Source organism: Sphingomonas sp. So64.6b (assembly GCF_014171475.1).
Lineage (GTDB): Bacteria > Pseudomonadota > Alphaproteobacteria > Sphingomonadales > Sphingomonadaceae > Sphingomonas > Sphingomonas alpina_A.
This window is the reverse complement of the sequence record NZ_CP048817.1, coordinates 1,138,074-1,160,686: the sequence shown is the minus strand read 5'-3', so window position 1 is coordinate 1,160,686 and position 22,613 is coordinate 1,138,074. Positions and strand designations below refer to the sequence as shown.

The 22,613-nt window shown below is 62.5% G+C and carries 27 protein-coding genes; 12 read left to right on the top strand and 15 right to left on the bottom strand.

Annotation, left to right across the window (positions count from 1 at the left end; genetic code table 11):
- Nucleotides 1-56 precede the first annotated feature (56 nt).
- The gene (gene gntA, locus G4G27_RS05525) at nt 57-764 is read left to right on the top strand and encodes a guanitoxin biosynthesis heme-dependent pre-guanitoxin N-hydroxylase GntA (RefSeq protein ID WP_183112421.1); all 708 of its coding nucleotides are present in this window, start codon (nt 57-59) and stop codon (nt 762-764) included.
- Entirely contained in the window at nt 731-1,375 is a 645-nt protein-coding gene (locus tag G4G27_RS05520; RefSeq protein ID WP_183112420.1) for an urea carboxylase-associated family protein, read from the top strand. The genes gntA and G4G27_RS05520 overlap by 34 nt, the downstream gene beginning before the upstream one ends.
- Here the strand turns inward: G4G27_RS05520 and G4G27_RS05515 are convergent.
- Nucleotides 1,372-1,902: a MarR family transcriptional regulator gene (locus G4G27_RS05515; RefSeq protein WP_183112419.1), complete on the bottom strand. Its 531-nt coding sequence runs from the start codon at nt 1,900-1,902 to the stop codon at nt 1,372-1,374. The two genes, G4G27_RS05520 and G4G27_RS05515, sit on opposite strands and share 4 nt — an antisense overlap.
- A 140-nt stretch (nt 1,903-2,042) precedes the next feature.
- On the opposite strand from G4G27_RS05515, the gene G4G27_RS05510 reads away from it, so the two are divergent.
- The 4 genes from G4G27_RS05510 to G4G27_RS05495 all read left to right on the top strand — a co-directional run bounded on the left by G4G27_RS05510 (nt 2,043) and on the right by G4G27_RS05495 (nt 4,721).
- A complete protein-coding gene (locus G4G27_RS05510) occupies nt 2,043-2,378 on the top strand; it encodes a cupin domain-containing protein (RefSeq protein WP_183112418.1) in 336 nt (111 codons plus the stop codon).
- A 38-nt stretch (nt 2,379-2,416) separates the two neighbouring features.
- Complete coding sequence (locus G4G27_RS05505; protein ID WP_183112417.1) at nt 2,417-2,851, top strand: VOC family protein; 435 nt, start codon at nt 2,417-2,419, stop codon at nt 2,849-2,851.
- Between the two features lie 311 nt (nt 2,852-3,162).
- Nucleotides 3,163-3,507 carry a YciI family protein gene (locus G4G27_RS05500; protein WP_183112416.1) on the top strand — a complete coding sequence of 115 codons (345 nt, stop codon included), beginning with the start codon at nt 3,163-3,165 and terminating at the stop codon, nt 3,505-3,507.
- Between the two features lie 5 nt (nt 3,508-3,512).
- A complete protein-coding gene (locus tag G4G27_RS05495; protein ID WP_244624679.1) occupies nt 3,513-4,721 on the top strand; it encodes a DUF6596 domain-containing protein in 1,209 nt (402 codons plus the stop codon).
- On the opposite strand, the gene G4G27_RS05490 is transcribed toward G4G27_RS05495, so the two are convergent.
- The 5 genes from G4G27_RS05490 to G4G27_RS05470 form a co-directional block, all read right to left on the bottom strand.
- Nucleotides 4,660-5,553 carry an ATP-grasp fold amidoligase family protein gene (locus G4G27_RS05490; protein WP_183112415.1) on the bottom strand — a complete coding sequence of 298 codons (894 nt, stop codon included), beginning with the start codon at nt 5,551-5,553 and terminating at the stop codon, nt 4,660-4,662. The genes G4G27_RS05495 and G4G27_RS05490 overlap by 62 nt on opposite strands.
- Before the next feature lie 111 nt (nt 5,554-5,664).
- Nucleotides 5,665-7,083 carry a coniferyl aldehyde dehydrogenase gene (locus tag G4G27_RS05485; RefSeq protein WP_183112414.1) on the bottom strand — a complete coding sequence of 473 codons (1,419 nt, stop codon included), beginning with the start codon at nt 7,081-7,083 and terminating at the stop codon, nt 5,665-5,667.
- Nucleotides 7,084-7,150: 67 nt separating this feature from the next.
- Entirely contained in the window at nt 7,151-7,606 is a 456-nt protein-coding gene (locus G4G27_RS05480) for a hypothetical protein (protein ID WP_244624566.1), read from the bottom strand.
- On the bottom strand, nt 7,603-8,358 hold the full coding sequence (locus tag G4G27_RS05475; RefSeq protein WP_183112412.1) for an A24 family peptidase: 756 nt from the start codon (nt 8,356-8,358) through the stop codon (nt 7,603-7,605). Before G4G27_RS05475 ends, G4G27_RS05480 begins: the two co-directional genes overlap by 4 nt.
- The gene (locus tag G4G27_RS05470) at nt 8,351-8,608 is read right to left on the bottom strand and encodes a hypothetical protein (RefSeq protein ID WP_183112411.1); all 258 of its coding nucleotides are present in this window, start codon (nt 8,606-8,608) and stop codon (nt 8,351-8,353) included. Before G4G27_RS05470 ends, G4G27_RS05475 begins: the two co-directional genes overlap by 8 nt.
- A 178-nt stretch (nt 8,609-8,786) precedes the next feature.
- Here G4G27_RS05470 and G4G27_RS05465 point away from each other — a divergent pair, with 178 nt between their 5' ends.
- The gene (locus tag G4G27_RS05465; protein ID WP_183112410.1) at nt 8,787-9,974 is read left to right on the top strand and encodes an acetyl-CoA C-acyltransferase; all 1,188 of its coding nucleotides are present in this window, start codon (nt 8,787-8,789) and stop codon (nt 9,972-9,974) included.
- A 126-nt stretch (nt 9,975-10,100) separates the two neighbouring features.
- On the opposite strand, the gene G4G27_RS05460 is transcribed toward G4G27_RS05465, so the two are convergent.
- On the bottom strand, nt 10,101-10,352 hold the full coding sequence (locus tag G4G27_RS05460; RefSeq protein ID WP_183112409.1) for a hypothetical protein: 252 nt from the start codon (nt 10,350-10,352) through the stop codon (nt 10,101-10,103).
- A gap of 212 nt (nt 10,353-10,564) precedes the next feature.
- On the opposite strand from G4G27_RS05460, the gene G4G27_RS05455 reads away from it, so the two are divergent.
- On the top strand, nt 10,565-10,702 hold the full coding sequence (locus tag G4G27_RS05455) for a hypothetical protein (RefSeq protein ID WP_183112408.1): 138 nt from the start codon (nt 10,565-10,567) through the stop codon (nt 10,700-10,702).
- Nucleotides 10,703-10,881: 179 nt separating this feature from the next.
- On the opposite strand, the gene G4G27_RS05450 is transcribed toward G4G27_RS05455, so the two are convergent.
- The 3 genes from G4G27_RS05450 to G4G27_RS05440 all read right to left on the bottom strand — a co-directional run bounded on the left by G4G27_RS05450 (nt 10,882) and on the right by G4G27_RS05440 (nt 13,515).
- Nucleotides 10,882-11,382, bottom strand: a complete 501-nt coding sequence (locus G4G27_RS05450; protein WP_183112407.1) for a hypothetical protein — start codon at nt 11,380-11,382, stop codon at nt 10,882-10,884.
- A gap of 190 nt (nt 11,383-11,572) precedes the next feature.
- Entirely contained in the window at nt 11,573-12,178 is a 606-nt protein-coding gene (locus tag G4G27_RS05445) for a hypothetical protein (protein WP_183112406.1), read from the bottom strand.
- A 410-nt stretch (nt 12,179-12,588) separates the two neighbouring features.
- Nucleotides 12,589-13,515 carry a LysR family transcriptional regulator gene (locus G4G27_RS05440; RefSeq protein ID WP_183112405.1) on the bottom strand — a complete coding sequence of 309 codons (927 nt, stop codon included), beginning with the start codon at nt 13,513-13,515 and terminating at the stop codon, nt 12,589-12,591.
- A gap of 101 nt (nt 13,516-13,616) precedes the next feature.
- Here G4G27_RS05440 and G4G27_RS05435 point away from each other — a divergent pair, with 101 nt between their 5' ends.
- Nucleotides 13,617-14,318 (top strand): alpha/beta hydrolase, encoded by a 702-nt coding sequence (locus tag G4G27_RS05435; RefSeq protein ID WP_183112404.1) that lies wholly within the window; start codon nt 13,617-13,619, stop codon nt 14,316-14,318.
- Between the two features lie 585 nt (nt 14,319-14,903).
- On the opposite strand, the gene G4G27_RS05430 is transcribed toward G4G27_RS05435, so the two are convergent.
- Both G4G27_RS05430 and G4G27_RS05425 read right to left on the bottom strand, forming a co-directional pair.
- On the bottom strand, nt 14,904-15,269 hold the full coding sequence (locus tag G4G27_RS05430; protein ID WP_183112403.1) for a hypothetical protein: 366 nt from the start codon (nt 15,267-15,269) through the stop codon (nt 14,904-14,906).
- 232 nt (nt 15,270-15,501) lie between these two features.
- Nucleotides 15,502-15,990 (bottom strand): hypothetical protein, encoded by a 489-nt coding sequence (locus tag G4G27_RS05425; protein ID WP_244624565.1) that lies wholly within the window; start codon nt 15,988-15,990, stop codon nt 15,502-15,504.
- Between the two features lie 428 nt (nt 15,991-16,418).
- On the opposite strand from G4G27_RS05425, the gene G4G27_RS05420 reads away from it, so the two are divergent.
- Nucleotides 16,419-18,830: a TonB-dependent receptor gene (locus tag G4G27_RS05420; protein WP_345940668.1), complete on the top strand. Its 2,412-nt coding sequence runs from the start codon at nt 16,419-16,421 to the stop codon at nt 18,828-18,830.
- 22 nt (nt 18,831-18,852) lie between these two features.
- Here G4G27_RS05420 and G4G27_RS05415 read toward each other — a convergent pair whose 3' ends face one another.
- From G4G27_RS05415 to G4G27_RS05405, 3 genes are read right to left on the bottom strand one after another with little or no spacing between them, the layout of a single operon-like run.
- Complete coding sequence (locus tag G4G27_RS05415) at nt 18,853-19,569, bottom strand: class I SAM-dependent methyltransferase (protein ID WP_183112401.1); 717 nt, start codon at nt 19,567-19,569, stop codon at nt 18,853-18,855.
- A 3-nt stretch (nt 19,570-19,572) separates the two neighbouring features.
- On the bottom strand, nt 19,573-20,049 hold the full coding sequence (locus G4G27_RS05410; RefSeq protein ID WP_183112400.1) for a GNAT family N-acetyltransferase: 477 nt from the start codon (nt 20,047-20,049) through the stop codon (nt 19,573-19,575).
- A 4-nt stretch (nt 20,050-20,053) separates the two neighbouring features.
- Nucleotides 20,054-20,569 carry an SH3 domain-containing protein gene (locus G4G27_RS05405; protein WP_183112399.1) on the bottom strand — a complete coding sequence of 172 codons (516 nt, stop codon included), beginning with the start codon at nt 20,567-20,569 and terminating at the stop codon, nt 20,054-20,056.
- A 100-nt stretch (nt 20,570-20,669) separates the two neighbouring features.
- Between G4G27_RS05405 and G4G27_RS05400 the strand changes: the two genes are divergently transcribed.
- Both G4G27_RS05400 and G4G27_RS05395 read left to right on the top strand, forming a co-directional pair.
- Nucleotides 20,670-21,680, top strand: a complete 1,011-nt coding sequence (locus G4G27_RS05400; RefSeq protein ID WP_183112398.1) for a D-glycerate dehydrogenase — start codon at nt 20,670-20,672, stop codon at nt 21,678-21,680.
- Between the two features lie 42 nt (nt 21,681-21,722).
- Nucleotides 21,723-22,607, top strand: coding sequence for a PhzF family phenazine biosynthesis protein (locus G4G27_RS05395; RefSeq protein WP_183112397.1), 885 nt, complete (start codon nt 21,723-21,725; stop codon nt 22,605-22,607).
- The last annotated feature ends 6 nt before the right edge of the window (nt 22,608-22,613 follow it).

Here is a 22,613-nt window from a genome sequence, read left to right as displayed (position 1 = left end):
TCCGTATCAGCCAAATTCTCCGGAACGACTCCGGTGCGATATGCGTCTTATCGCCAATGCCCGCACCGACCACACCCCTTTTTCATTGGCAGCACGACGCGCAGGAAGAACTCCAGGCGCTGATGCATGACCATGTCTCCGACGCCGCTTTTCCCTGCGTCGGCGCGAAGGCCGCGCTCGCCAAGGGCACGCTCGACGTGCTCGCCTGCGACCGCATCGACAGCGCCTGGGACGATCTGCGCATTCATGACGGCCTGATCAAATTCGCCAGAGCTTATCGTGACGCGCCGGCGCTGTTCCGCAGCTTCGCCGTTGTCTTCGAAGGTCCTGACCAGTTGAGTGAAACCGAATTCGAGGCCGCGCTTTGGGAGCGCGCGCAATCGCTATCCGATAAGGATGTCTGGCGCGGCCAGGACTATGATCCGCGCGTCAGCCCCAACCCGGAAAACCCGCATTTCTCGCTGAGCTTTGGCGGCGAGGCTTTCTTCATCGTCGGCCTCCACCCCAATGCCAGCCGCCCGGCGCGCCGCTTTTCGCGCCCCGCCATGGTATTCAACCTGCACGATCAGTTCGAGATCCTGCGCGCCGAGGGCAAGTATGAAGGCATGCGCGAAAAGATCATGGTCCGCGACGAAGCGCTGGCCGGCACGCGCAACCCGATGCTCTCGCGCCATGGCGAAGCGAGCGAAGCACGGCAATATTCCGGCCGAGCGGTGAGCGATGCGTGGCAATGTCCGTTCAGCTATTCGGGAGAAGGCAAATAGCTGATATCGTCGAAATCCCCGAACGCAGTGGCACCGCATTCAAGCTGGCAAAAGGTAACACGCTGGTCGTGATCGATCCGCGCGGAGAACAGGTCGCCGATCTGCTGGCATTCAATGCGGCGGATGTGGATGAGGTGATCTCCTCCGGCCGCACGCTCGACTACGCCGAGCGCATCTATCTGACCCAGGGCGACAAGCTCTATTCAAACCGCTCGAACGTCATGCTCGACATCGTCGAAGACAGCGTCGGCCGCCACGACTTCCTGCTCACGCCCTGCTCGTACGACACGTTCAGGCATTTCTATCCGGGCCTGGAGCCGCATCGCGGCTGCTTCGGCAATCTGGCCGAGGCGCTCGCGCCCTATGACATAGGCCCCGACCGCATCCCCGTCGCGTTCAATTGCTTCATGAATGTGCCGGTCGATGGCAATACCGGCCGGCTCAGCGTCCTGCCGCCGATCAGCAAGGCCGGCGACCATATCGCGCTGCGCGCTGAAATGGACCTGATCATCGGCCTCACCGCCTGCTCCGCCCCGGCTTCAAACGGCGGTTCGTTCAAGCCGATTCAATACCGCATCGAGGCGTCAGCCGGGCCTGATCTAGCACCCTAGACCGGATCGCCGTCGCGGTCCTCCAGATCGACGATCAGCTTGCGCAACAGGGCCGCCAAGGTTTCGCTCTCCGCTGAATCCAGGATCTGCAGCTGCGCGGCTTCTCGCGCCATGTCGGTTCGAAACGCCTTTTCGGCGAGTCCCATGCCGGCCTCGGTCAAGGCCACCAATACGCTGCGCCCATCCTCTGGCGATTTCTCGCGCCGGATCAGGCCGGCTTTCTCCAGCCGATCGAGCCGATGGGTGAGCCCCCCTGAGGAAATCATCAGCGATCTGTATAACGCCGTCGGCGTCAGCCGATAAGGCAACCCGGACCGGCGCAACGTCGCGACTACGTCGAATTCGCCGCGATCAAGGCCGAATTCGGCGAAGGTCGCCTCGATGCCGGCGCGGACGAGGTTCGACAATCGATAGGCGCGGCCGAGGATCGCCATCGGCCCGGTATCGAGATCGGGCAACTCCTGTGCCCATTGCTGCCTTGACCGGTCGATATGATCGCCCGTCCGATGATCGTCGTCCCGTTCCATCCCGCTTCCCACCCTCCTGATCCCCTTCTCCCTCAATAGCTCAAACCCCAAGACCGGGGAAGATATCTTGACAGGAAGACAGTTGCGCAATATATCTTCTCGGGAAGATATATTGCGCAACTAGATGGAAGGACGACGATATGGTCAAAATTCTTCGCCATCGCGACCCGCAGGCCGAGCAGAGCCGCACGGTTCGGTTCGAGGGCCAGGATTTCGGGACGCCGGTCTCGTTTTTCCTGGTCGATGTCGGCCCAGGTCAGGGATCGGTGCTGCACCGGCACCCCTATTCGGAAACCTGGATCGTCAGGCATGGCGAGGCCGATCTGACTGTGGGCGACGGCACGGTACGCGGCTATCCGGGCGATATCGTCGTCGCGCCCGCCGATATTCCGCATCGCTTCGTCAATGCCGGCGCCGGTCGCCTGGAACTTGTCTGCATCCATGCCAACGGCACGATCGTGCAGGAAAACGTGTGATCCGATCCTACCCCGACAATTGCACAGGAGAAACTACAATGCCGAATATGATCTTCGTGAACCTGCCGGTGAAGGATCTCGCCGCATCGACCCGCTTCTACGAGGCGATCGGTTGTTCGAAGAACGAACAGTTCAGTGACGACAAGTCGGCGTCGATGGTCTGGTCCGATACCATCACGTTCCAATTGTTGACGCACGAGTATTTCGCGACGTTTGCTCGGAAACCAATCGCGGATTCCCATGGCACGACCGCCATGCTGATCGCCCTGTCGCGCGACAGCCGTGAGGCAGTGGATGCCATCACCGAGGCCGCAGTGGCTGGCGGCGGCAAGAGGGATATCCGCGAACGTCAGGACATGGGCTTCATGTATGGCCGCACTTTCGAGGATCCCGACGGCCATGTCTTCGAACCGATGTGGATGGACATGGCAGCGTTCGCCACGATGAGCGACGGACAAGCCGGGCCGGCCTGATCGACCGGGCCTGAAAACGAAAAGGGGCGGCTTCCTGCGAAGCCGCCCCTCGCCCCCGCTCGGGAATCCCTCAGAACTTGAAGGTGTCTCCGGAGTGGAAATAGCAGCCGACAATACTTGGCTTCGACCAGGTGGGCGGCACTTGAGCGTCGACGCCGTGGACGACGCCCGCGCTCGGTAGCGGGAATGATCCGTCTGGACGGCTTTCCCAAAGCCTGCCGAAATAATTTTCGCAGGCGCTGTCGAATACGCTCCCCCTCGTGCGTCTCCAGGCTACGATCGCCTTTGCGATCGGCCCAGGGAGAATGACGATGCAATATATGCTGCTGATCTATGAGGATGAAAGCGGGTATGGCGACCACGCCGACACGCCTGAGATGATGGCGATCATCGACAAGCATATGGCGCTGGTCGGCGAGCTCGGCGACCAGCAGATCGACGGTGCCGGGCTGCAGCCCGTGACCACCGCGACGACCGTGCGCACCACCGGCGGCAAACAGGTGATCCATGACGGCCCCTTTGCCGAGACCCGCGAACAATTGGGCGGCTATTATGTGATCGAGGCGCCCGATCTCGATGCCGCGCTGGAGATCGCAAAGAAGGTGCCGCTACGCCTCGACGGCGCGATCGAGGTGCGCCCGCTGATTGTGCATTGATCGACATGCTGGACCGGGCCGCCCGCGACCATAAAGGGCGGATCGTCGCCGCGCTCGCGGCCCGGTTCCGCGATCTCGATATCGCCGAAGAAGCATTCGCCGAGGCTTGCGCGCGCGCAGTCGCCGCCTGGTCGGCCGAGGCGCCGCGCGACGCTGCGGCATGGCTTTACCGCGTTGCCGATCGCGTCGCGCTCGACATGCTGCGCCGCCACGCGATCCGCGCCGGCGCGGCACTGCCGCCACCCGAGCCCGAACCGACAGCGGAGGAATTGCTGATGGACGATGCCGCGATCATCCCCGATGAACGGCTGCGGCTGATCTTCGTCTGTTGTCACCCGGCAATCCATCCGGAGGCGCGTGCGGCGTTGACGTTGAAGCTGGTGTGCGGCCTGACGACGCTCGAAATCGCGCATGCTTTCCTGACCAGCGAAACCACCGTCGCACAGCGGATGGTGCGCGCGAAGCGCAAGATCGCCGATGCCGCGATCAGCTTCGAAGTGCCGGGTCCGGAAGCATGGCCGGCACACATCGATGCCGTGTTGAGCACGATCGAAATCGCCTATGCCCGGGCTCACGCGGACGCCGCCGGCGATGGCCGCCACGCCGGTTATGCTGCGGAAATGCTGCAGGTCACCGCAACGCTTGCCACTCTTATTCCCAACGACGCCGATGTGCTGGCGCTCGCCGCAACGATACGCTTTGCTGAAGCACGGCGCCCGGCGCGCATCGATGCGAACGGCGTGATGGTGCCGCTCGACGAACAGGATCCGAAGCAATGGGATGCGCCGTTAATCGCAGAAGCCCGTCCATATCTTGCGCGTGCGCTCTCCATCGCTCCCGCTTCGCCGCGCGTCCTCGCCTCATTGATACATGGCGAATGGTGTGCCCGAGCGTCGCTCTCACTACCACCGCCATGGCCCGCAATCCTGACCATATATGATGCGCTGATCGCCGTGCGTGACGATCCCGTCACACAACTCAATCGCGCCGTTGCGCTCACGCAGGTGCGGGGCGCAGCTGCGGCACTGGACGAGGTCGATGCGCTCGCCCTGCCCGGCCTTGCCGAATTCCTGCCCTATCATGCGGTGCGTGCCGATCTGCTCGCCCGGCTCGGCCACCGGAGTGCTGCGCGCCGCGCATATAACGCGGCGCTCAGGCTGGCACCGGGATCGGCAGAACGCCGCTGGCTGGAGCGCCAGCGCGATGGCTGCTGAGCCGGTCGCGCGCCGCGAGCCATAACCTGCCCATCATCGCGTCGAGTTCCGGCGGATCGAACGGATCGAGCCCCGAACCGGGATAGAAGCACATCTCGCCGAACAGCGGCTGATCGGCCGGCTGATAGAAATCGACCCGCACGAAATCGAAGCCCCGGCCCATCTCTTCGGCGGCCTCGATCATGGCGGCGAGTGCCGATGGTCTGGGGATACCGGATCTGCCGCCGCGTATCGGACGCCAGTCGCGATCATGCACGATCCAGCGATGCGCATGCTCGCGATCGACATGGGCCTGCACGAACGCCATCCGTCCGCCAAAAACGTAGAATTTATAGTCCACCGGCAGGGCGCCCGCCGCCCCGATAAACGGCTCGACCAGAATGCCGCGCGGGATATGGCGATACAACCATTCGTCGAGCCACAGGCCATAGGGCTTTTCGAGCCATGCCGCGGATCGCTTGACGATCGCCGGCCAGTCCTGACGCCCGTCACGCACGAAGATGGTTTGATTGCAGCCGTGCCGTGACTTGATCACGCATGGCCCCTGCCAGTCCGGCGTGGCGGGTAATATCGTCCCTGCCCACAGGGTAGGCACAACCCACGCAGTACCCAGCACCCGGGCGGCGATCGTCTTGGCTGCGACCTTGTCCGCCAGCACCGGCAGGCGCTGGTCGCGCTCATATAATTTGCGTTGCTGGACAAGCTCAGTGAACAGCGTTGGTGCCTGAAGCGTGGCAAGACGGCGATGTCGCCACAAATAGGTCAACTGAATTCGCGCCTGGGCCAATTTGCCTCCGGGAACGTCACTGGCATCAAGGATCGTGTCGAACATGCGCGGTAAAGCCCGCTCGGCAGACTATGTTCCGTTAGCGCATCAAACGCGACCAAATCGGCATGATCCGCCTTCGCCGCACGGTGATGGCAACCAACTCGGCCAGCCGGATTATCCCTTCATCTGCCGCTTCACCGACGCCATCGTCGCCTTGCCATAAGGCGGCTTGAGCCCGGCGAGCTTGGCGACGTCGAGCTTGGCTTGTTTGTACACGCTCTTGGCATGGCTGAAGGTCTTGAAGCCGTCGCGCCCATGATACGCGCCCATGCCCGACGGCCCGATGCCGCCGAACGGCAGTTCTTCCATTGAGATATGGAAGATCACATCGTCGAGCGTCACGCCGCCGGCAATGGTCCGGTCGAGCACGCGGCGGCGCTCGCCGGCATCGCCGCCGAAATAATACAGGCCGAGCGGCCGGTCGCGCCGGTTCACCTGCTCGATCGCATCGTCGATCCCGTCGTACCGCCGGATCGGCAGCACCGGGCCGAAGATTTCCTCCTGCATCACCGCCATGTCATCGGTGACATTGGTGACGATATGCAAGGGCATCTTCCGCGCGTTGGATGCGCCGAAATCCTCGCCCGGCGGGTTGACTGCCTCGACCGTTGCACCCTTGGCGCGCGCATCGTCGAGCAAGTCGCTGAGCCGCTGGAAATGCCGGTCGTTGATAATCGCGGTATAGTCCGGATTGGCCAGCACGGTCGGATACATCGCCGATGCCGCCGCCTTCAATCCCTCGACCACCGCCGCTTCCTGGTCGGCCTGGACCAGCATATAATCGGGCGCGAGGCAGATTTGTCCGGCATTGAGCATCTTGCCCAGAGCGACCCGCTCGGTGGCCTGTTTCAGGTCCGCCGATGCGCCGAGGATCACCGGCGATTTGCCGCCGAGTTCGAGCGTCACCGGCACCAGATTATCGGCTGCGGCGTGCAGGATATGCTTGCCGATCGCGGTCGCGCCGGTGAAGATCAGATGGTCGAACGGCAGCTCGGCGAACGCCTTGCCGACCTCCGGCCCGCCCGACACGAACGCCAGTTCCTCGGGAGCGAAATACTGACCGACCACCTCTTCGAACAATGCGGCGACGCGCGGTGTGAACTCGCTCGTCTTGACCATCGCGCGGTTGCCCGCCGCGAGCACCCCGGCGAGCGGCGACATGACCAGATTGACCGGGAAATTCCACGGCGCGATGATTCCGATCACGCCCTTGGGCTGATATTCGATCCACGCTTTGGCGCCGAGCAGGCCGAGCGGGAATTGCACCGGCCGTCGCTCGGGCTTGGCCCATTTTTCGAGCGACTTGATTGAATGAGTGATCGGCGCAACCGAGCTTGCGATATCGGTGAGCATCGATTGTTCGCGGCTGCGATGCCCGAAATCCTCGCTCAGCGCGTCGCAAAAGCGTGTCGCATTGTCGGCGATCATCGCCGCGGCGCGCTTCAGGCGATCCTTGCGGGTGGCGATCGAGACTGGAAGTTCCGCCATGAACGCCGCACGCTGGCCAGCCAGGATCGCCTTCAAATCGGACATCATTCTCTCCCCGGGAATCCTGTCCCTCAACCCGCCGTCATCGGCGCGACTGACCATTTATCAGTCTTTAAACGCAACCGATCAAGCCCATCACGGGCAAAATGATGCTGTCCTTGCCCGCCCGCTCAATCCGTAGCGTCGCTTCGGGCACCGCCGCGCCGTCCTTCAGGTCGCCGCGCGTCGTGATGGTCATGTCGAGCACCGCCTTGGTGCCGCCCGCCTCATATTCGGTCACCGCGGCAAAGCCGAACCCCCCATCGCCATGCTGCGCGGTACGCGGCATATCGATTTGCTGGCCGTCGATCGAGAGGCGCACCGACGCTGCATCGGCCCGCGCCATCGCCACAAAGGCGCGGCTCGACCCGCCGCTCCACAAATAGGCGGCACATCCGGTGGCGGGCAAATCCTGGCGCGGAATGCCGCCGATCGGCAATCCGTCGATCGACGCGGGCGGCGGCGGAGGCGGCGGTGCCGGTTTGGGCTTTTCCGCCGCAAGCAGGACGAGCAATGCGATCGATATCATGGCGTGTAACCTAGCAGGAACAGCCATGCCGGGTAAGCCGCGATCGCGAGCAGCGCACCGAACGGCATGCGATCGTCAAGCGCCCCGCCCCGCCCCGTCAGCTTACTCGTCAGGGCAATGGCCAACCCGGTCATGCTGGCGAGCAACAACACCGCCGGCAACATCTGCCAGCCAAGCCACAAGCCGATCCCGCCGAGCAGTTTCGGGTCGCCCCCGCCAAGCCCCTCGCGTCCACGAAAGCGCTTATACGCGGCACCGATCAGCCACAGTGAACTGAAACCGGCAAGTCCGCCGATCAGTCGATCGAACAGCGGCGGATCGACACCCAGCATTCCTGCGGCAATTCCGGTCAAGGCAAGCGTGATCGTCAGCCGGTCGGGCAACCAGAACTCGGTAACATCAAGCGCGGCAAGCGCGAGCAACAACCAGCCGAACACCGCACCGGCCAGCGCAATCGGCCCGCTTACCACCAGCCCGGCAATCGCGCCGATCGCCAGCGCGATCAGCTCGATCTGCCAGTGCAGTGGATCGATCCGCGCCGCACAGCGCCGGCATCTGCCCCGGCTGATCGCAGCGCTGAGCAGCGGAATCAGGTCGAGCGGCCCAAGCGCCGCATCGCAGCTGTCGCAATGCGACCGCCCGACCATGACCGACCGATCGTGCGGCCAGCGAATGACCAAAGTCGCGATGAAGCTTCCGATCACCGCGCCGAACACGCCCAGCGCGACCGGCCATATCCAAAGCTCAGCCATCGGCCTTCTTGCGGATCAGGTAACGATAAACACCGAACAGGTTGATCGCGAACAGCGCGATGTTCTGGGTGCCCAGCGCCCAGTCATTGGTCAGCGCCGCGCCCGACATCCAGGCGATGCTCGACGCGACGAACAGAACGAACCCCCAGCCCGTCACGCGGCGCCCGGAGTCGAGCGACACCATCAGCGCGGCGATCACCCCGCTGCCGGAGGCGAACCATTTGAGCGCGGTGGTGAGTGTGTCTTCCATGGGTATGGCGATAGAGCCCCTCATTCCAACCGTCACGCTGAACTTGACCTCTCGATCCTCCCCGGCACGTGGAGGAGTTTAGTGCAACCAGCACACCCAAATATCCGCCGCGCATTTGTAAACCGTCGCACCCGCGACTAGATCGCCCGCAACACCTCCACCATCCGGAGTCTCGCTCATGTCCGCCGATCCGATCGTCATCCTGTCCTATGCCCGCACCCCGATGGGCAGTTTCCAGGGCGCGCTGTCCGGCGCGACCGCGACCGAACTCGGCGCGGCGGCGGTCGGCGGCGCGGTCGAGCGCGCCGGCCTGTCGGGCGAAGCGATCGAGCGCATCTATATGGGCTGCGTCCTGCCCGCCGGCCTCGGTCAGGCGCCGGCGCGTCAGGCGGCGCTCAAGGCCGGCCTGCCCAATCATATCGAGGCGACGACGGTCAACAAGATGTGCGGCAGTGGCATGATGGCGACGATGCTCGCCGCCGATGCGCTTGCAGCCGGTTCCGCCGACCTGATCGTTGCGGGCGGCATGGAGAGCATGACCAACGCGCCATACCTCTCGCTGCGCCACCGCGGCGGCGCACGCATCGGTCATGACCGGTTGATGGATCACATGTATCTCGACGGCCTTGAGGACGCGTACGAACCCGGCAAGCTGATGGGCAATTTCGCCGAAGATACAGCGGCCGAATATCAATTCACCCGCGCGCAACAGGACGACTTCGCGATCGCATCGCTCGAACGCGCGCAAAAGGCGCAGCGTTCGGGGGGCTTCGACCGCGAGATCGTGCCGGTCGAAGTGTCGGGCCGCAAAGGCAGCGTCACCGTCACGCTCGACGAACAGCCGGAAAAGGGCGACCCGTCCAAGATCCCTACGCTACGCCCCGCTTTCTCGAAGGACGGCACGATCACCGCCGCCAATGCCTCGTCGATCTCCGATGGTGCGGCTGCCCTGGTGCTGACCCGCGCCAGCGTCGCCGAGCGCCTCGGCCTCGATCCGATCGCCCGGATTGTCAGCCAGGCCGCGCACGCCCATGCCCCATCGCAATTCACCACCGCGCCCGTTTTCGCGATGCGCAAGGCGCTCGAGCGGGCCGGCTGGTCGGCCGATCAGGTCGATCTGTTCGAGGTCAATGAAGCGTTCGCCGTGGTCGCGATGATCGCGATGCGCGACCTCGGCCTGCCGCACGACAAGCTCAACGTGAACGGCGGCGCTTGCGCGCTCGGCCACCCGATCGGCGCGAGCGGCGCACGCATCCTCGCTACCCTGTTGTCGGCGCTGCAGACCTCAGGCCAGAAGCGCGGAATGGCCTCGCTGTGCATCGGAGGTGGCGAAGCGACGGCGATGGCCGTGGAGTTGATGAACTGACGGCCGCTGGCGGTCTGTTCTCATCTTTGCCGAAAAAAGGCCCATAGGTCGGACGTCCGTTCACCTCGCTCCTACGACCGGTTCTGGCGAACGACGTTATGGCCGGGAACGGCTTGGGACAAGTGGTTAGCTGCCGTTCGCCCAACGCCTGACGTCGATCACCCCGAGAACTATGGCAGCGACGAGGTGAATCACGAGCGCAAGTATCAGATAGCCGATGCCGGTCAACAGCGCGAAGCCATCCGCCATGCTGTCACCCGACACGCCGATCGTATCGAAAAATAGCGACTCGCCAACTCTGAAGGCCGCCATCGCCGCCGGAATGAAAACGATGCGCGGGAGCCAGCGCGGCAGCTTCGCGGCGGCGAGGACCCACATGCGGTCATACGCCGGCTAAATTCGGCGTCCAAGTTTCCGACATCCATTCATGGTGTGGCGGCCCCGCTTCGACGAGCACGATCGGCCGTCCGCGCCTATTTCCGGAACGCCCACTTAGCGCATGGGGCTCGTGGCCGCAGGAGAGCGGCAGCATTTGCGTTTGCCGTTTTCGCGTGTTCGTGCGTTCCCGTGGAACGGTAAAGGAGAAGACCATGAACGCGACACGAATTCCCGGCAACGAGCCTGACCCCGGCGATATGTCCACTGAGCCCGGCACTGGCGCGCCGAACGATCAACCGGAAAAGCATGAATTGCCCGACGATGCCGAAAACCTGGGAGATTTCGCTTAACTTGCGCTGTCCGGTAGAGGGAGACTTCTATCCGGCGGCTCGCTGAGATCGAGGAACGCCCTGCCTCGCGCGTCCTGCTCGACGAATGCCGGCTGGCCGCGATCGAAGCTACGACAGCAGACCGCCGTGAGCAGGACGGTGTGCGGCCAGACCGCGATGTCGTCCTCGTCGGAACGGCACTATATTTTCGGAGTGTCGGCGAACCTCAGTTTGGGCAATATGTGGCTTCCGTCGTTGACGACGTAGCGCAACCGCGCTGCCAACCATGCTTCCGCTTTCGGCCAATCCTTGAGACTTACCGGCAGGCGAGCGACGTGCGCCAGCTGGCGATCATAGAAATCCACGTGTTGGAAGGGGAACGCCATAACGATGACGGTAAGTTGCCCAAAACCTGCCAATTTTGAGAGAGGAATCGTCCTATTTTTAAAGAGCCCATGGTAGATGATGTTTTCGCCTTCGATGCTCCAACGCATGTTTTGAATGGCAATCCCGGCCCATGCGAGACCAACAAGGAAAACACCAATGACAGCTCCGGACGAAAGCTCGGAGGGTGTTTGCGATTCGGGATGCGTGAATATACCGTAGATGATTGCCACTAACGCGACCACAGCGCCTAAACAAACAAGCCATCCCAACGCTCGTTTGACCAGACCAGTCTTAAAAACGAGATCATTCTTCATAGGATTCCACCTATAGAATTAATTGTTACAGACGGTAGAGTTTTATGGGGCTCCGGTGACACTCCACTAAACTACCGTACGCCCGGGCGGGCAGGTCGATTAAGTGGAGCGTCACCGAAAACTCCGCCGGAAGCTGGAGGCTGCACCCGTGAATGCTTGTATTTGCCTGTTCGACACGGACTCACGTGCCTCAAACAACATATGGTTCTGTTACTCCCGAGATCAGCAGAAAACCGCAAATGGCCACTAGCATCGCTACATTCCAGCGCCGCGAGCGCACCGTGAGCAGCGCGATGAACAGCCCCAGGATCGAGAATCCGCTGACCATGTAAAGCAACTCCGCAGTGGCGTTCATTGGGCCTGGTGCCACCTCCGGCAGCGGGTGCATCGCGTCCAGCACGACCACGCCGATCCAGCTCGCGACGTTTGCCGCCAGCAGCCCGCCGATCACCAGCCGGTTCTGCTTGTCGTACCAGTCGTCGAAATCAGGCCATTCCTCCGGCGCGTCCGGAAAGATCAACGTCGCCGCGAGATAATACACACCTACCATCGCCAGCACGCACACCAAGGTAGTATAATTCGCGCCGATCTGCTCGCGCGCATCCCAGGCAAGCAGCCAGAAACTGGTCAGATCGAGCATTACCAGTACGCCGAGCAGCGGCGTCAGCCACCCGATCCGCACGGCGTTCGTGCCTCGCTTGAGCTTCAGCGCGCGCGAAAATCCTCCCAGCACCTCCGCGATCGCCAAACCCAGCAACAGGCCGTAGACCGCGAACACCAACTCAAATGGACTCATCGTGCTTCCCCCTTGATCCCGAGACAGGTGCCCCGAACCTGCCGCCGCCGCCGTTGACCCGCATAGGGTCGCACGAGCAGGCCAGCTTAGCGTAGGTTGACAATAGTCTGGAAGCGGCCCGTTTTCTAACCTCCACGGGCAGACGTTCAGCCCGGTACTTCAAATAACGGCAACTTTCGGGTTCAGGCTGAGCAACGATGAATGATGGGGTCTGGGCGCTTAAATGCCGACCAGAGGTTTTTCATTTCGCGCTGACCGCCTCGACCCACAATCGGTCATCCAATGCACTTTAGGCGCGTCCCGAAACCGGCCGTTCGTTCAGGCGGCATTGCCCGGCAGGAGCTGGGCCGACTGCAGACTTGCAGCTTTTGGTAGCGTGAAAAGCAAACCTGCGGTTCGCGAGCCGACATTTAATACTGGGCTTCAGCGTACCGGATGATGCTCTGATTTTGAACGCTTTCAATCAACTCATCCGCGCGGGACAAAAGTCGAAGGAGCAAAGGTGAAGAGTTAGCGTCGGCATATCCCAGCGTAAGCTCAACGGTCGGCGGCACGCCTTCGAGCGCTCTGGCAACGACGTTCGGCGTGAGCATATTCTGTGCGTATAGCGGAACTAGGGTGATCCCTCCCGTAGACGCGACCAGTGACATCGCCGAAGAGATGTTCTCGCCTTCATACTGTGGCTTCAGCGTGATTCCGGCGGTCGATGCGTAGGCCTCAATCACGGTTTGTAATACGGGAGACGTCCTCGCCGAGCTAACGTAAATCTCGCTGGCAAGGTCCTGCGGCCGGACCTTTTTGCGCGATGCCAAGTGATGGCCTGCCGGCAGAACGGCGATCAAAGGCTCGTTCGCAAGCAATTTGAAGGTCAGACCCAGGCTCTGTTTTTCTGGGCGGAGGAAGGCCATGTCCAGCTTCCCGCGCATCAGCGCTAGCGCGAGTTCGGGGGAAGAGAGGCTGCACAGCGTTACTTCCGTATCCGGTACTTCTTCGCGGATGATGCGCAATAGATGGGGCAACCAGGTGACCTCCAGCCCAACGAGAAACCCGATCGAAAGGACGGGCCTTTTCGGCTGCGCCGCCCGCTGAGCACCCTCAACAGCGGCCTCGACCTGCAGAAGTGCGAGCCGGGCATGATCCAGGAAGACGCGTCCAGCAGGGGTGAGCACTACGCCTCGTGCCTGCCGCTCAAGCAACGTCACACCGATTTCGGCTTCCAAATCGCGTATCTGTCGGCTCAGCGAAGGCTGTGATGTGTTCAGTCGCCGCTGGGCAGCGGTTAGCAGACTACCCTCCTCTGCGACCGCAACGAAATAGCGCAAATGTCGGAGTTCCATGGGTCACCGCTATACTTTTGAAGCATAGGTCGAACGTACAAAGTCTTTGTCGCCGGTGGAAGCCGGATTTACGTCTCGTTTGATCAACAAGGAGACCGCAAATGTCGACAACATCCAAGCTGACCATCGTGTTCTGCCACGGCATCTGGGCCGACGGTTCATGCTTCAACAAGGTGATCCCAGCGCTCCACGCGGACGGTCACGAAGTCATCTCTGTTCAATATGGCTTGGATTCGTTCGAAGAAGACGTCGCGACGGTAAAGCGCACCCTCAATCGCGTCGGCGGCCGCGTCATTCTCGTCGGCCACTCCTATGGTGGCGCCACCATCACGGCCGCGGGCGTAGACGATCGCGTCGTCGGCCTGGTCTATGTCGCGGCCGTAGCGCCAGATGCAGGCGAGACCGTTCAGTATCAGCTAGACAAATATCCGTCGGACATTTTCACGCGGGTCGAAGTCGCAGACGGGCGCGCATGGATGCTGCCGAACGGAACGGAGTTCTTTGCCGGCGATCTCCCCGAGGACGAGCAGGCGCTTGTCTGGGCCACGCACTATGCGCCTGTCTTCGACCTCTTCCATCAACAGAAGCTCGGTGAGAACGATATCGCGTGGAAGTCGAAACCGAGCTGGTATGTGCTGGCCACGCAAGACCACACGGTCCATCCGGATCTGCAGCGTTGGGTCTCGAAGCGCATGGGGGCTGACATCACCGAAGTTGCAAGCAGCCATGTGCCGATGCTTTCCCAGCCTACTGTCGTGATCGACGTGATTCGGAAAGCCGCGGCGGCTGTTCAGAGCAGGTGACGAGGACGGCCGGCCGCCAAAGGTGAGACGCCGCCGCGAAGCGGTCTCCCAACATCAATCTTGGTGCTATGGTGCCAAGGCCAGCGGCCGATATTCACCCAGTTGCCGACGCTGCAGGGCGATCGGGACGAACGGTTCCGGTGACACGCCACTAAACTACCGTACGCCCGAGCTGGCAGGTCAACTAAGTGAGGTGCCACCGGAAACCCCAGTCTATACGGCCTTCGCCTTGGGCTTGCAGTCGCCTTCGCGGCAGGACGGATGATCTTCTTGACCGCCTTAACCGGCACATCGTCATCATCAGCCGGGACAATCAGCGCACCGTTATCGTCGATGTCGTCTAAGTTATCGTCGATGTCGTCTAAATCGCCTCATAACCGCCGGGCCGACACTCCGGCCCAGCACAAGGCAGCCAACTCAAGTGTTGAGTTCGTATTTCTCGGCCACGCATCGGACACATATCGTTGTTTTATCGATTTTTTGCTACCTTTATGGTGGTGTGGTGATGATGTGGAGACGGAGATACGGTGGAGCCGCGGGAGGGATCGCCAAGCGGTCGCACCCCCATTTCCCGCCCGCTGATTGCTACCGAGAAAACCATGCTATCACTCGGATCATCGGCACGAAGTGATCGCCCAGCGGATTGTCATTCCGCTGGTAGCCATCGCCCAGGGTCATCTCGATGCGCTGCTCCATCTTCTGGCACACCTCGTTTTTGAGGTTCGGCTTTCGCTCGCGCACCGCGAAGACCTTGTTCAGCTTGAGGTCGATCCGCACATTGTAGTGGGCGCATCGCGGATAATCGTTCTCATAGCTGACCGCATCCGGCGCGAAGGTAGCGTTGAACGTGTCCACCGTTGGCTCACTTACATAACCGTTGAACATGGTTGCAGTCGCCTCGACGCAGCGCCCTTCGCTCTGGTCGCAAGTGATGCTCGTCGCGCCGGGCACCAACTTCCGCCGCCGTCGATACGTATCCAGCGGCCCTTGGCGCTAGTGTAGCCCTGGATCGAGCCGACGTAGGCTGATGTGGCTACCCTCGGTTCCGGGTCGTTGGTCAGAACGGCGATCTCGCGCGTGAACTCGAACAGCACGAGCATCAAGAAGAAGCCAATCTTCCACCAATTCCGGCGACGCCACCAATTTGGCTTCTTGCCCGTGTGGTCCGGTTCCATATCTTCCGTCATCTGAGTTTCACCTCCAGAAGGAGGTAGCGTAGCGCGTTCCTCGTCTCGGCCCAGATGAAATCGTAGCTTCCCACAAGGGTGATCGGATCGCCATGCGGCTTCACTGTGCGGTAGGTCGTCGTCGTGCCTGCCGTGTAGGATTTGCCGTGCCGCAGGTCGAATTCATCCGTGTCGGCGGAATAGGCGCCTTTTGTGATGTAGTGGGAGTGGTCCGTGCCCACGAGCATGAATCCAAGGTCGGCCACGTCTCCGCACCGCTCCAGTGGCGATATGTCCTTAAACACGTCATAACGGTTATTCGGCTCGCGCTGGTTCGCCCGCTTGAAGAATTTCAACTCCATCGCGCAGCGCCATTGACGGTCCTCGTCGTCGGTCAGCCGGAACCAGATGTCGATGCGCCCGCGCTTACCGCCGCGATCGGCAAGCGGTTTCTCCAGTTCGATCGAGAACGTCTCGCGGGGCGTCGTGATCTCCACATCGGTCACGGTTGTGATGACGCGTCCAAGGTGAGCTGGAGCGTGGCTTCGCTCTCGCATTGAACGCGACCACAATAAATCTGGGCGAACAGCGTCGGCACGGAGACATTCACGATATGGCGTGGCCGCTCGAGTGACATGATGCTGCGCCAACTCCCCCGGCCCTTATGTCTGCGTAAGTAGCCACACCCGACCTGTCCACCTGAAGGAACGTCAGCTGTCTTCGATCGCCGCTCAAAAAACGGCCGAGCCGCCCACCATCACTTTCCACCACCGACCAACATCACAACAGCGCAAAATGCACCCCACCCCCGCGCCCCAAAATATTTCCGCCGAAACAAAATCTGTCACACCATTGTCAGCGGAGTGTCGCACGCCGGCCCTAACCGCGCCCCATCAGGGATGTCCGGCTGGTCGGACTCGGGTGGGAAAAAATGATGCGCAAATCTGTTCTTCGGCTGCTCGGCGGCGCCACATCGCTCGCGCTCTTTTCGGCGGCGCCCGCATGGGCAAAACCAGCCGATCCCTCGGCCAAACCAGTCGCGACCGAAGAACCCGCAGCCGACACGCCGGCGGACGAGACTGACGGCGACATCATCGTCACCGGCCGCACCAGCCGTTCGATCACTCAGGTCACCGGCGCGGAAATCCAGAAGATCCTGCCCGGCATCAGCCCGCTGAAAGCATTGCAGACATTGCCCGGGGTCACCTTCCTGACCGCCGATCCCTGGGGCAACAACGAACAGAATATCTCGCTGTTCGTGCATGGATTCAGCGCATCGCAGCTCGGCTACACGCTCGATGGCATTCCGCTCGGTGATCAGACCTATGGCAATTACAACGGCCTCTCGCCGCAACGCGCGATCATCTCCGAGAATGTCGATCGCGTCACGCTCGCCTCGGGCGCCGGCGATCTCGGCACCGCATCGACCAGCAACCTCGGCGGCACGATCGACACCTTCTCGAGCGACCCCAAGGCCGAACGCGGCGCGACGATCAATCAGACGATCGGCAGCTACGCGACTTTCCGCACCTTCGTGCGCGTCGACAGCGGTACCTTTGGCGATGGCAATTCGCTCTATCTGTCCGGCGTGCGCCAGGACGGCCGGGCGTGGGACTTCAACGGTAAACAGGGCGGTTATCAGGGCAATGGCAAGTTCGTCCATGACGATGCCGCCGGCAAGCTGACCATCTACCTCGCTTATTCGGACAAGACCGAGCCGAACGAGGACGCCACGGTGATCAACATCGCCAAGGGCGAATTGCCCGGCACCGTCCCTTATACCCGCCCGTTCTTCTATCCCGATTTCGCCGGGATGCAGGCCTATCTCGCCTCACCCGCCTACACCGCCGCGCTCGATAATTACCGTAATTACTACAGCGACGCGCAGCGCACCGATTATCTCGGTTATCTCAAATATGACTGGAATCTCAGCGACAAGATCACCTGGTCGAACCAGATCTATTTCCACCACGACGATGGTGTCGGCGTGGTTGCCGGACCAACCAGCGTTGCCGGCCTGCCAGGCCTGTTCGCGAAATATTTCCCGACACTGACCCCGGCGCAGATCAAGGCACAATTCGGCGGCTCGGGCCTCGCCACGCGTACGACCGAATATCATATCGGCCGCGGTGGTTTGATCTCCACACTTCGCGCCGAACTGGGCAATCATCAGATCGAGCTGGGCGGCTGGTATGAGCGTCAAAGCTCGTCCGCCTATCGCCGCTGGTATGCGCTGGACGTGAACAATCCCAGCTCACCCTATACCCGTCCGCGCGACCTGGCGGCGCCGCAGATCACCCAATATGGCAGTGAAGTGCATGTCGACGAAATCCAGACGCACATTCAGGACAGCTGGAAGATCGTTCCCGCGGTGACGGTCATCGCCGGCTTCAAGAGCACCTTCCAGCGCGCCCGGCAGGACGTACCGGTGCAGCCGATCCCCGGTTCCTTCACCGGATCGACCGCACTGCCGGTCGGTCGGCTCAACACCAGCAAATGGTTCCTGCCACAGGCCGGCGCGATCTGGGACGTGAGCGACAACGACCAGATCTTCGTCAACGCACAGAAGAATATCCGCCAGTTCCAGACCAGCGCCGCCAGCGGCCTGTCGCCGTTCGCGCTGGGCAGCCAGCAGGTGTTCGACGATTTCAAGGCGACGATCAAACCCGAAACGAGCTGGACCTACGAAATCGGCGCGCGCAGCCATCATTCGCTGAACTGGGGTCCGATCACCGCCTTTGAAGGCCAGATCAGCTATTATCATGTCGATTTCAGCAATCGTTTGCTGGCGATCAGCCCGACCACGGTGATCACGTCAATCGCCAGCGGCGCCGCCGTGCTGGCCAATGTTGGCGATGTGAAGACGGACGGTGTCGATATCGCCGGCACGCTGCGCTTCGGATCCCATTTCTCGATCTACAACGCGCTATCCTACAACAATTCGCGCTATCAGGACGACTACACGATCGGCATCGCCAAGACGGTTGTGCCGACCGCCGGCAAGAAGGTCCCGGGGTCACCCGACTGGCTGAACAAGACGGTGATCTCGGCCAATTACGGCATGTTCGACGCACAGCTGGTCGGCGACTATCTCGGCAAGCGCTATGCGACCTTCACCAACGATCTGTCGGTGCCGAGCTATTTCACGCTCGCGGGCCGGATCGGCGCGGAGATCCCGGTCGGCAACGGCGCGTTGGTCAGGAAGCTCGGGCTCAGCCTGAACGTGACCAACATCACCAACAAGCGCGCCGCCTCGACCCTGAGCATCGCTCAGCCGACCAACACCTACAACGCCTTCCCTCTGCCGCCGCGCCAGGTCTTCGGCACGGTCAGCGTCGGGTTCTGACGATCCTGAAATCGCCGACGGGCTAGGCGGGTTTGCGCCCGCTGACGCCCGTCGCGCAGCCGAAGAAATAACGATCGAAGCGCACGTCGAGATGCTCCGAGCGGAGCATCTCGGCAAAGGCGCGGGCATCGCCGAAATTCGTGCTGTACCGGCCGATCATCGCGAAATCCTGCGCGCCGCGCAGCAGGAACCGCTCCATCAGCGGCAGCACGGTCTTGAGATGGAACAGGTAGAGCGGCCGCAGCAGCCACCCCTTGGGGTCGGACGCCTCGATCATCGCGAAGCTGCCCCCGGGCTTCAGGACGCGCGCGACGAGCCGGGCGAACTGCGCCAGCTGTTCCCTGTCGAACGTCTTCAGGCCGAATGTCGCGATCACGAAATCGGCGCTCGCATCGGGCAGATTGCTGGCGAACACATCGTCTTCGATAAAGGCGATGCGCTGTGCGCGGTGGCGATGCAGGCGATCGATCGCGCGGTGATGCATGCCCGACGAGATATCCACTGCGGTGATCTGCCCGATCTGCGGAAAACGCTTGAGCAAATGCGGCCAGACCTCCCCGGTTCCGGCCATCAGATCATAACCGGCCGGGCCGGTCGGCTCGGGCATGGCCGCGACACATTGCCGCCGCCAGCGCTCGGTGAAACCGAACGAGCATAACCAGCTGAAAGTGATGTACCGTTCGGAGCATCGGTCGAACACGCCCTTGACGAATTCGGGGGCGTAGATGTCGTCGGTCATGGTTCAGGAATGCACCGCGCCCGGTGACAAAGCCAGCGTGTAATAGCGGCTGAAACTCGTATCGCTGTAATCCGCAAACGGCCCGCATTCGACGAACCCGGCGCGCTCGTACAGCGCCCGCGCCGGCGCGAACGGCGCATTGTTGCCGGTCTCCAGGCTCAGCCGCCGATAGCCTCGTGCCCGCCCCTCGGCGATCAGATGATCGAGCATCGCCGCCGCCACGCCGCGCCGCAAATGAGCGGGCGCGGTGCGCATCGACTTCAACTCGCCATGGTCCTTATCGAGGCGCTTCAGCGCGCCCATGCCCAGCAATGCGTCGCCGTCCCACGCCGTCCACAGGGTCACCGACGGATCGCGCAACCCGCTGAGGTCGGGCGCGAACACGCTGCCCGGCGGGCTGTTCTCGAATGCCGAGCGAAGATGGAATTCGACCAGCGCAACGACCTCCGGACGGGTCAGGTCATCCGCGACGATCCGCATCGCGTCAGTTCAGCGTCTCACCGGCGTCGACGCCCCATAAATGGCTGATTTCGACATAGCCGGCGCGCCCGCGCACGTCGAAATGGCACCAGCCGCGCGTGCATTTGCTGAGCCGCCCGACCACGCCCGGCGCCGCACGCCACACGACTTTGCCGCCGTAACGCGGCGAATCGCGCAACTCCGCGATCTCACCCATGATCAGGCCAGTGCGCGTATCGCTGATCAGCGTGCCCATCATCCACCCTTGCGTGCCCGACGGGTCCTCGACCTTGAGCCATGCGCCGCGTTCGTAGACATCGAGCACCTTCACCGGCAGATCGGCGCGCTGATAAAGCCAGCTGGCGGGATAGGTGCGAGCCGGCCCGGTGCGCATCCGTGCCTTGCCCGCCGAAATCGAGGCGAAATAGGGCGTCTTCTTCTGCACCAGCGCCGCGAGCGCAGGTGCGAATGCGGGCACGGTCAGCCCGCCCACCAGCCCGATCGCCGCAACCGCTAGCGTTAGCCTTGCACCGATACGCATAAACTCGCCCCTAATGATCGTGCCTGCGATTCATACGCTGTTCGCACGCGCCGATTCAACCACCGTTGACGTAGGGCTAGTGGTTCGCCAAGCCGGATTCATGCCCGAAATGAGACGCCCGTCCGCCAAAGTGTCGAATCCCCGGGTGGTCGTCACCCGCGAACTCTCCGACTTCGTGATGGATCGGATGGAGCAGTTGTTCGACACGACGAACAATCGCACCGAGACAGCGCTGACCCGCGAGCAGCTCGCGGCGGCGATGGCCGATTGCGACGTGCTGGTACCGACCGTCACGGACGAAATCGACGCCGGTCTGATCGCCGGTGCCGGCGAGCGGCTGAAGCTGATCGCGAACTATGGCGCGGGCGTGAACCATATCGACCTCAAGGCGGCGCGCGCGCGCGGCATCATCGTCACCAACACGCCCGGCGTGCTGACCGAGGATACCGCCGACATGACGATGGCGCTGATCCTGTCGGTGCCGCGCCGCCTGGCGGAGGGCGAGAAGCTCGTCCGTTCGGGGCAATGGAAGGGCTGGAGCCCGGGCGGCATGCTCGGCCACCGCATCGGCGGCAAGGCGCTCGGCATTATCGGCATGGGCCGCATCGGCCAGGCGGTCGCGGCGCGCGCGCGCGCCTTTGGCCTGTCGATCCACTACCACAATCGCCACCGCCTGCCCGCGGTACTCGAGGCGCAACTGGCGGCGACCTGGCATGAAAGCATCGACGAAATGCTCGGCGCGATCGACATCCTGACGATCCACACCCCGCGCAACCCGGAGAGCGAGAACCTGATCGACGCGCGGCGCATCGGCCTGATGCGTCCGCATGTTTACCTGATCAACGCGGCGCGCGGCGGGATCGTCGATGAAGCCGCTCTGGTCGACGCGCTCGAGGCCGGACGGCTCGCCGGCGCCGGGCTCGATGTCTGGGCGCACGAGCCCGAGATCGACCCGCGCCTGCTCGCCCTGCCCAATGTCGTCATGCTGCCGCATATGGGCTCCGCCACCTATGAAGGCCGGCTCGCGACCGGCGACAAGGTCATCGCCAATATCCGCATGTGGGCCGATGGCCACCGTCCGCCTGACCAGGTGCTGGAAGGCTGGGCCTAGACTTGCCACCAAGGGGCTGCCGGACCAATCAAGAGTTTGACCATGGCCAGTTATGACTATCTGACAGTCGACGTGTTCACGTCGCGGCGTTTCGGCGGCAATCAGCTTGCGGTCTTTCCCACGGCCGATGGGCTCGACAGCGCGACGATGCAGGCGCTCGCGGCCGAGCTCAATTACAGCGAAACCACTTTCGTTCTGCCGCCCGAGGATCCCGCCAACACTGCGCGGGTGCGGATCTTCAACCGGACGTCGGAAATGCCCTTCGCCGGCCATCCCAATGTCGGCACCGCCTGCGCACTGGCATGGCTCGGCATCGCGCCGAAAGCCACGTTGCGCTTCGAGGAAGTCGCCGGTCTGGTCGAGATCCGGCTGATCGAGGAAGCCGGCGAGATCGTCGGTGCCGAGATCGACGCCCCCCAACCGCTCGGTATAAAGGGTGAACTACCGGTCGACGCGATCGCCGCCTGTTTGTCGCTCCAGCCCGACCAGATCGCGCTCGCCGACCATCCGCCGCTCCGTGCGAGTGTCGGCGTCGACTTCGTTGTGGTTGCCGTACAGCCGGATGCGCTTGCCACAACCGCGCCCGATATCATGGCCTATCGCCGGCTGGCCGCAGCTTTCCCTGAGCTTGACGGCCGGTTATCGATCTTCGTCTATACACCAGCCGGCGCAGGCATCCGCGCCCGGATGTTCGCGCCGCTGGCCGGAACCTGGGAAGATGCCGCCACGGGCAGCGCCAACGCGACCCTCGCCGCGCTCAGGCTTTCGCTCGGCGATGAAGAAAGCCTTGCATATGATGCGATCCAGGGTGTCGAAATGGGGCGCGAAAGCCACCTCGCCCTGCGTGCATGGCGCGCCGGTGACGGCGTTCGCGCCAGCGTTGGCGGACGCTGCGTTGCCATGTTCCGCGGCAGTATCACCCTGTAGCGGTTG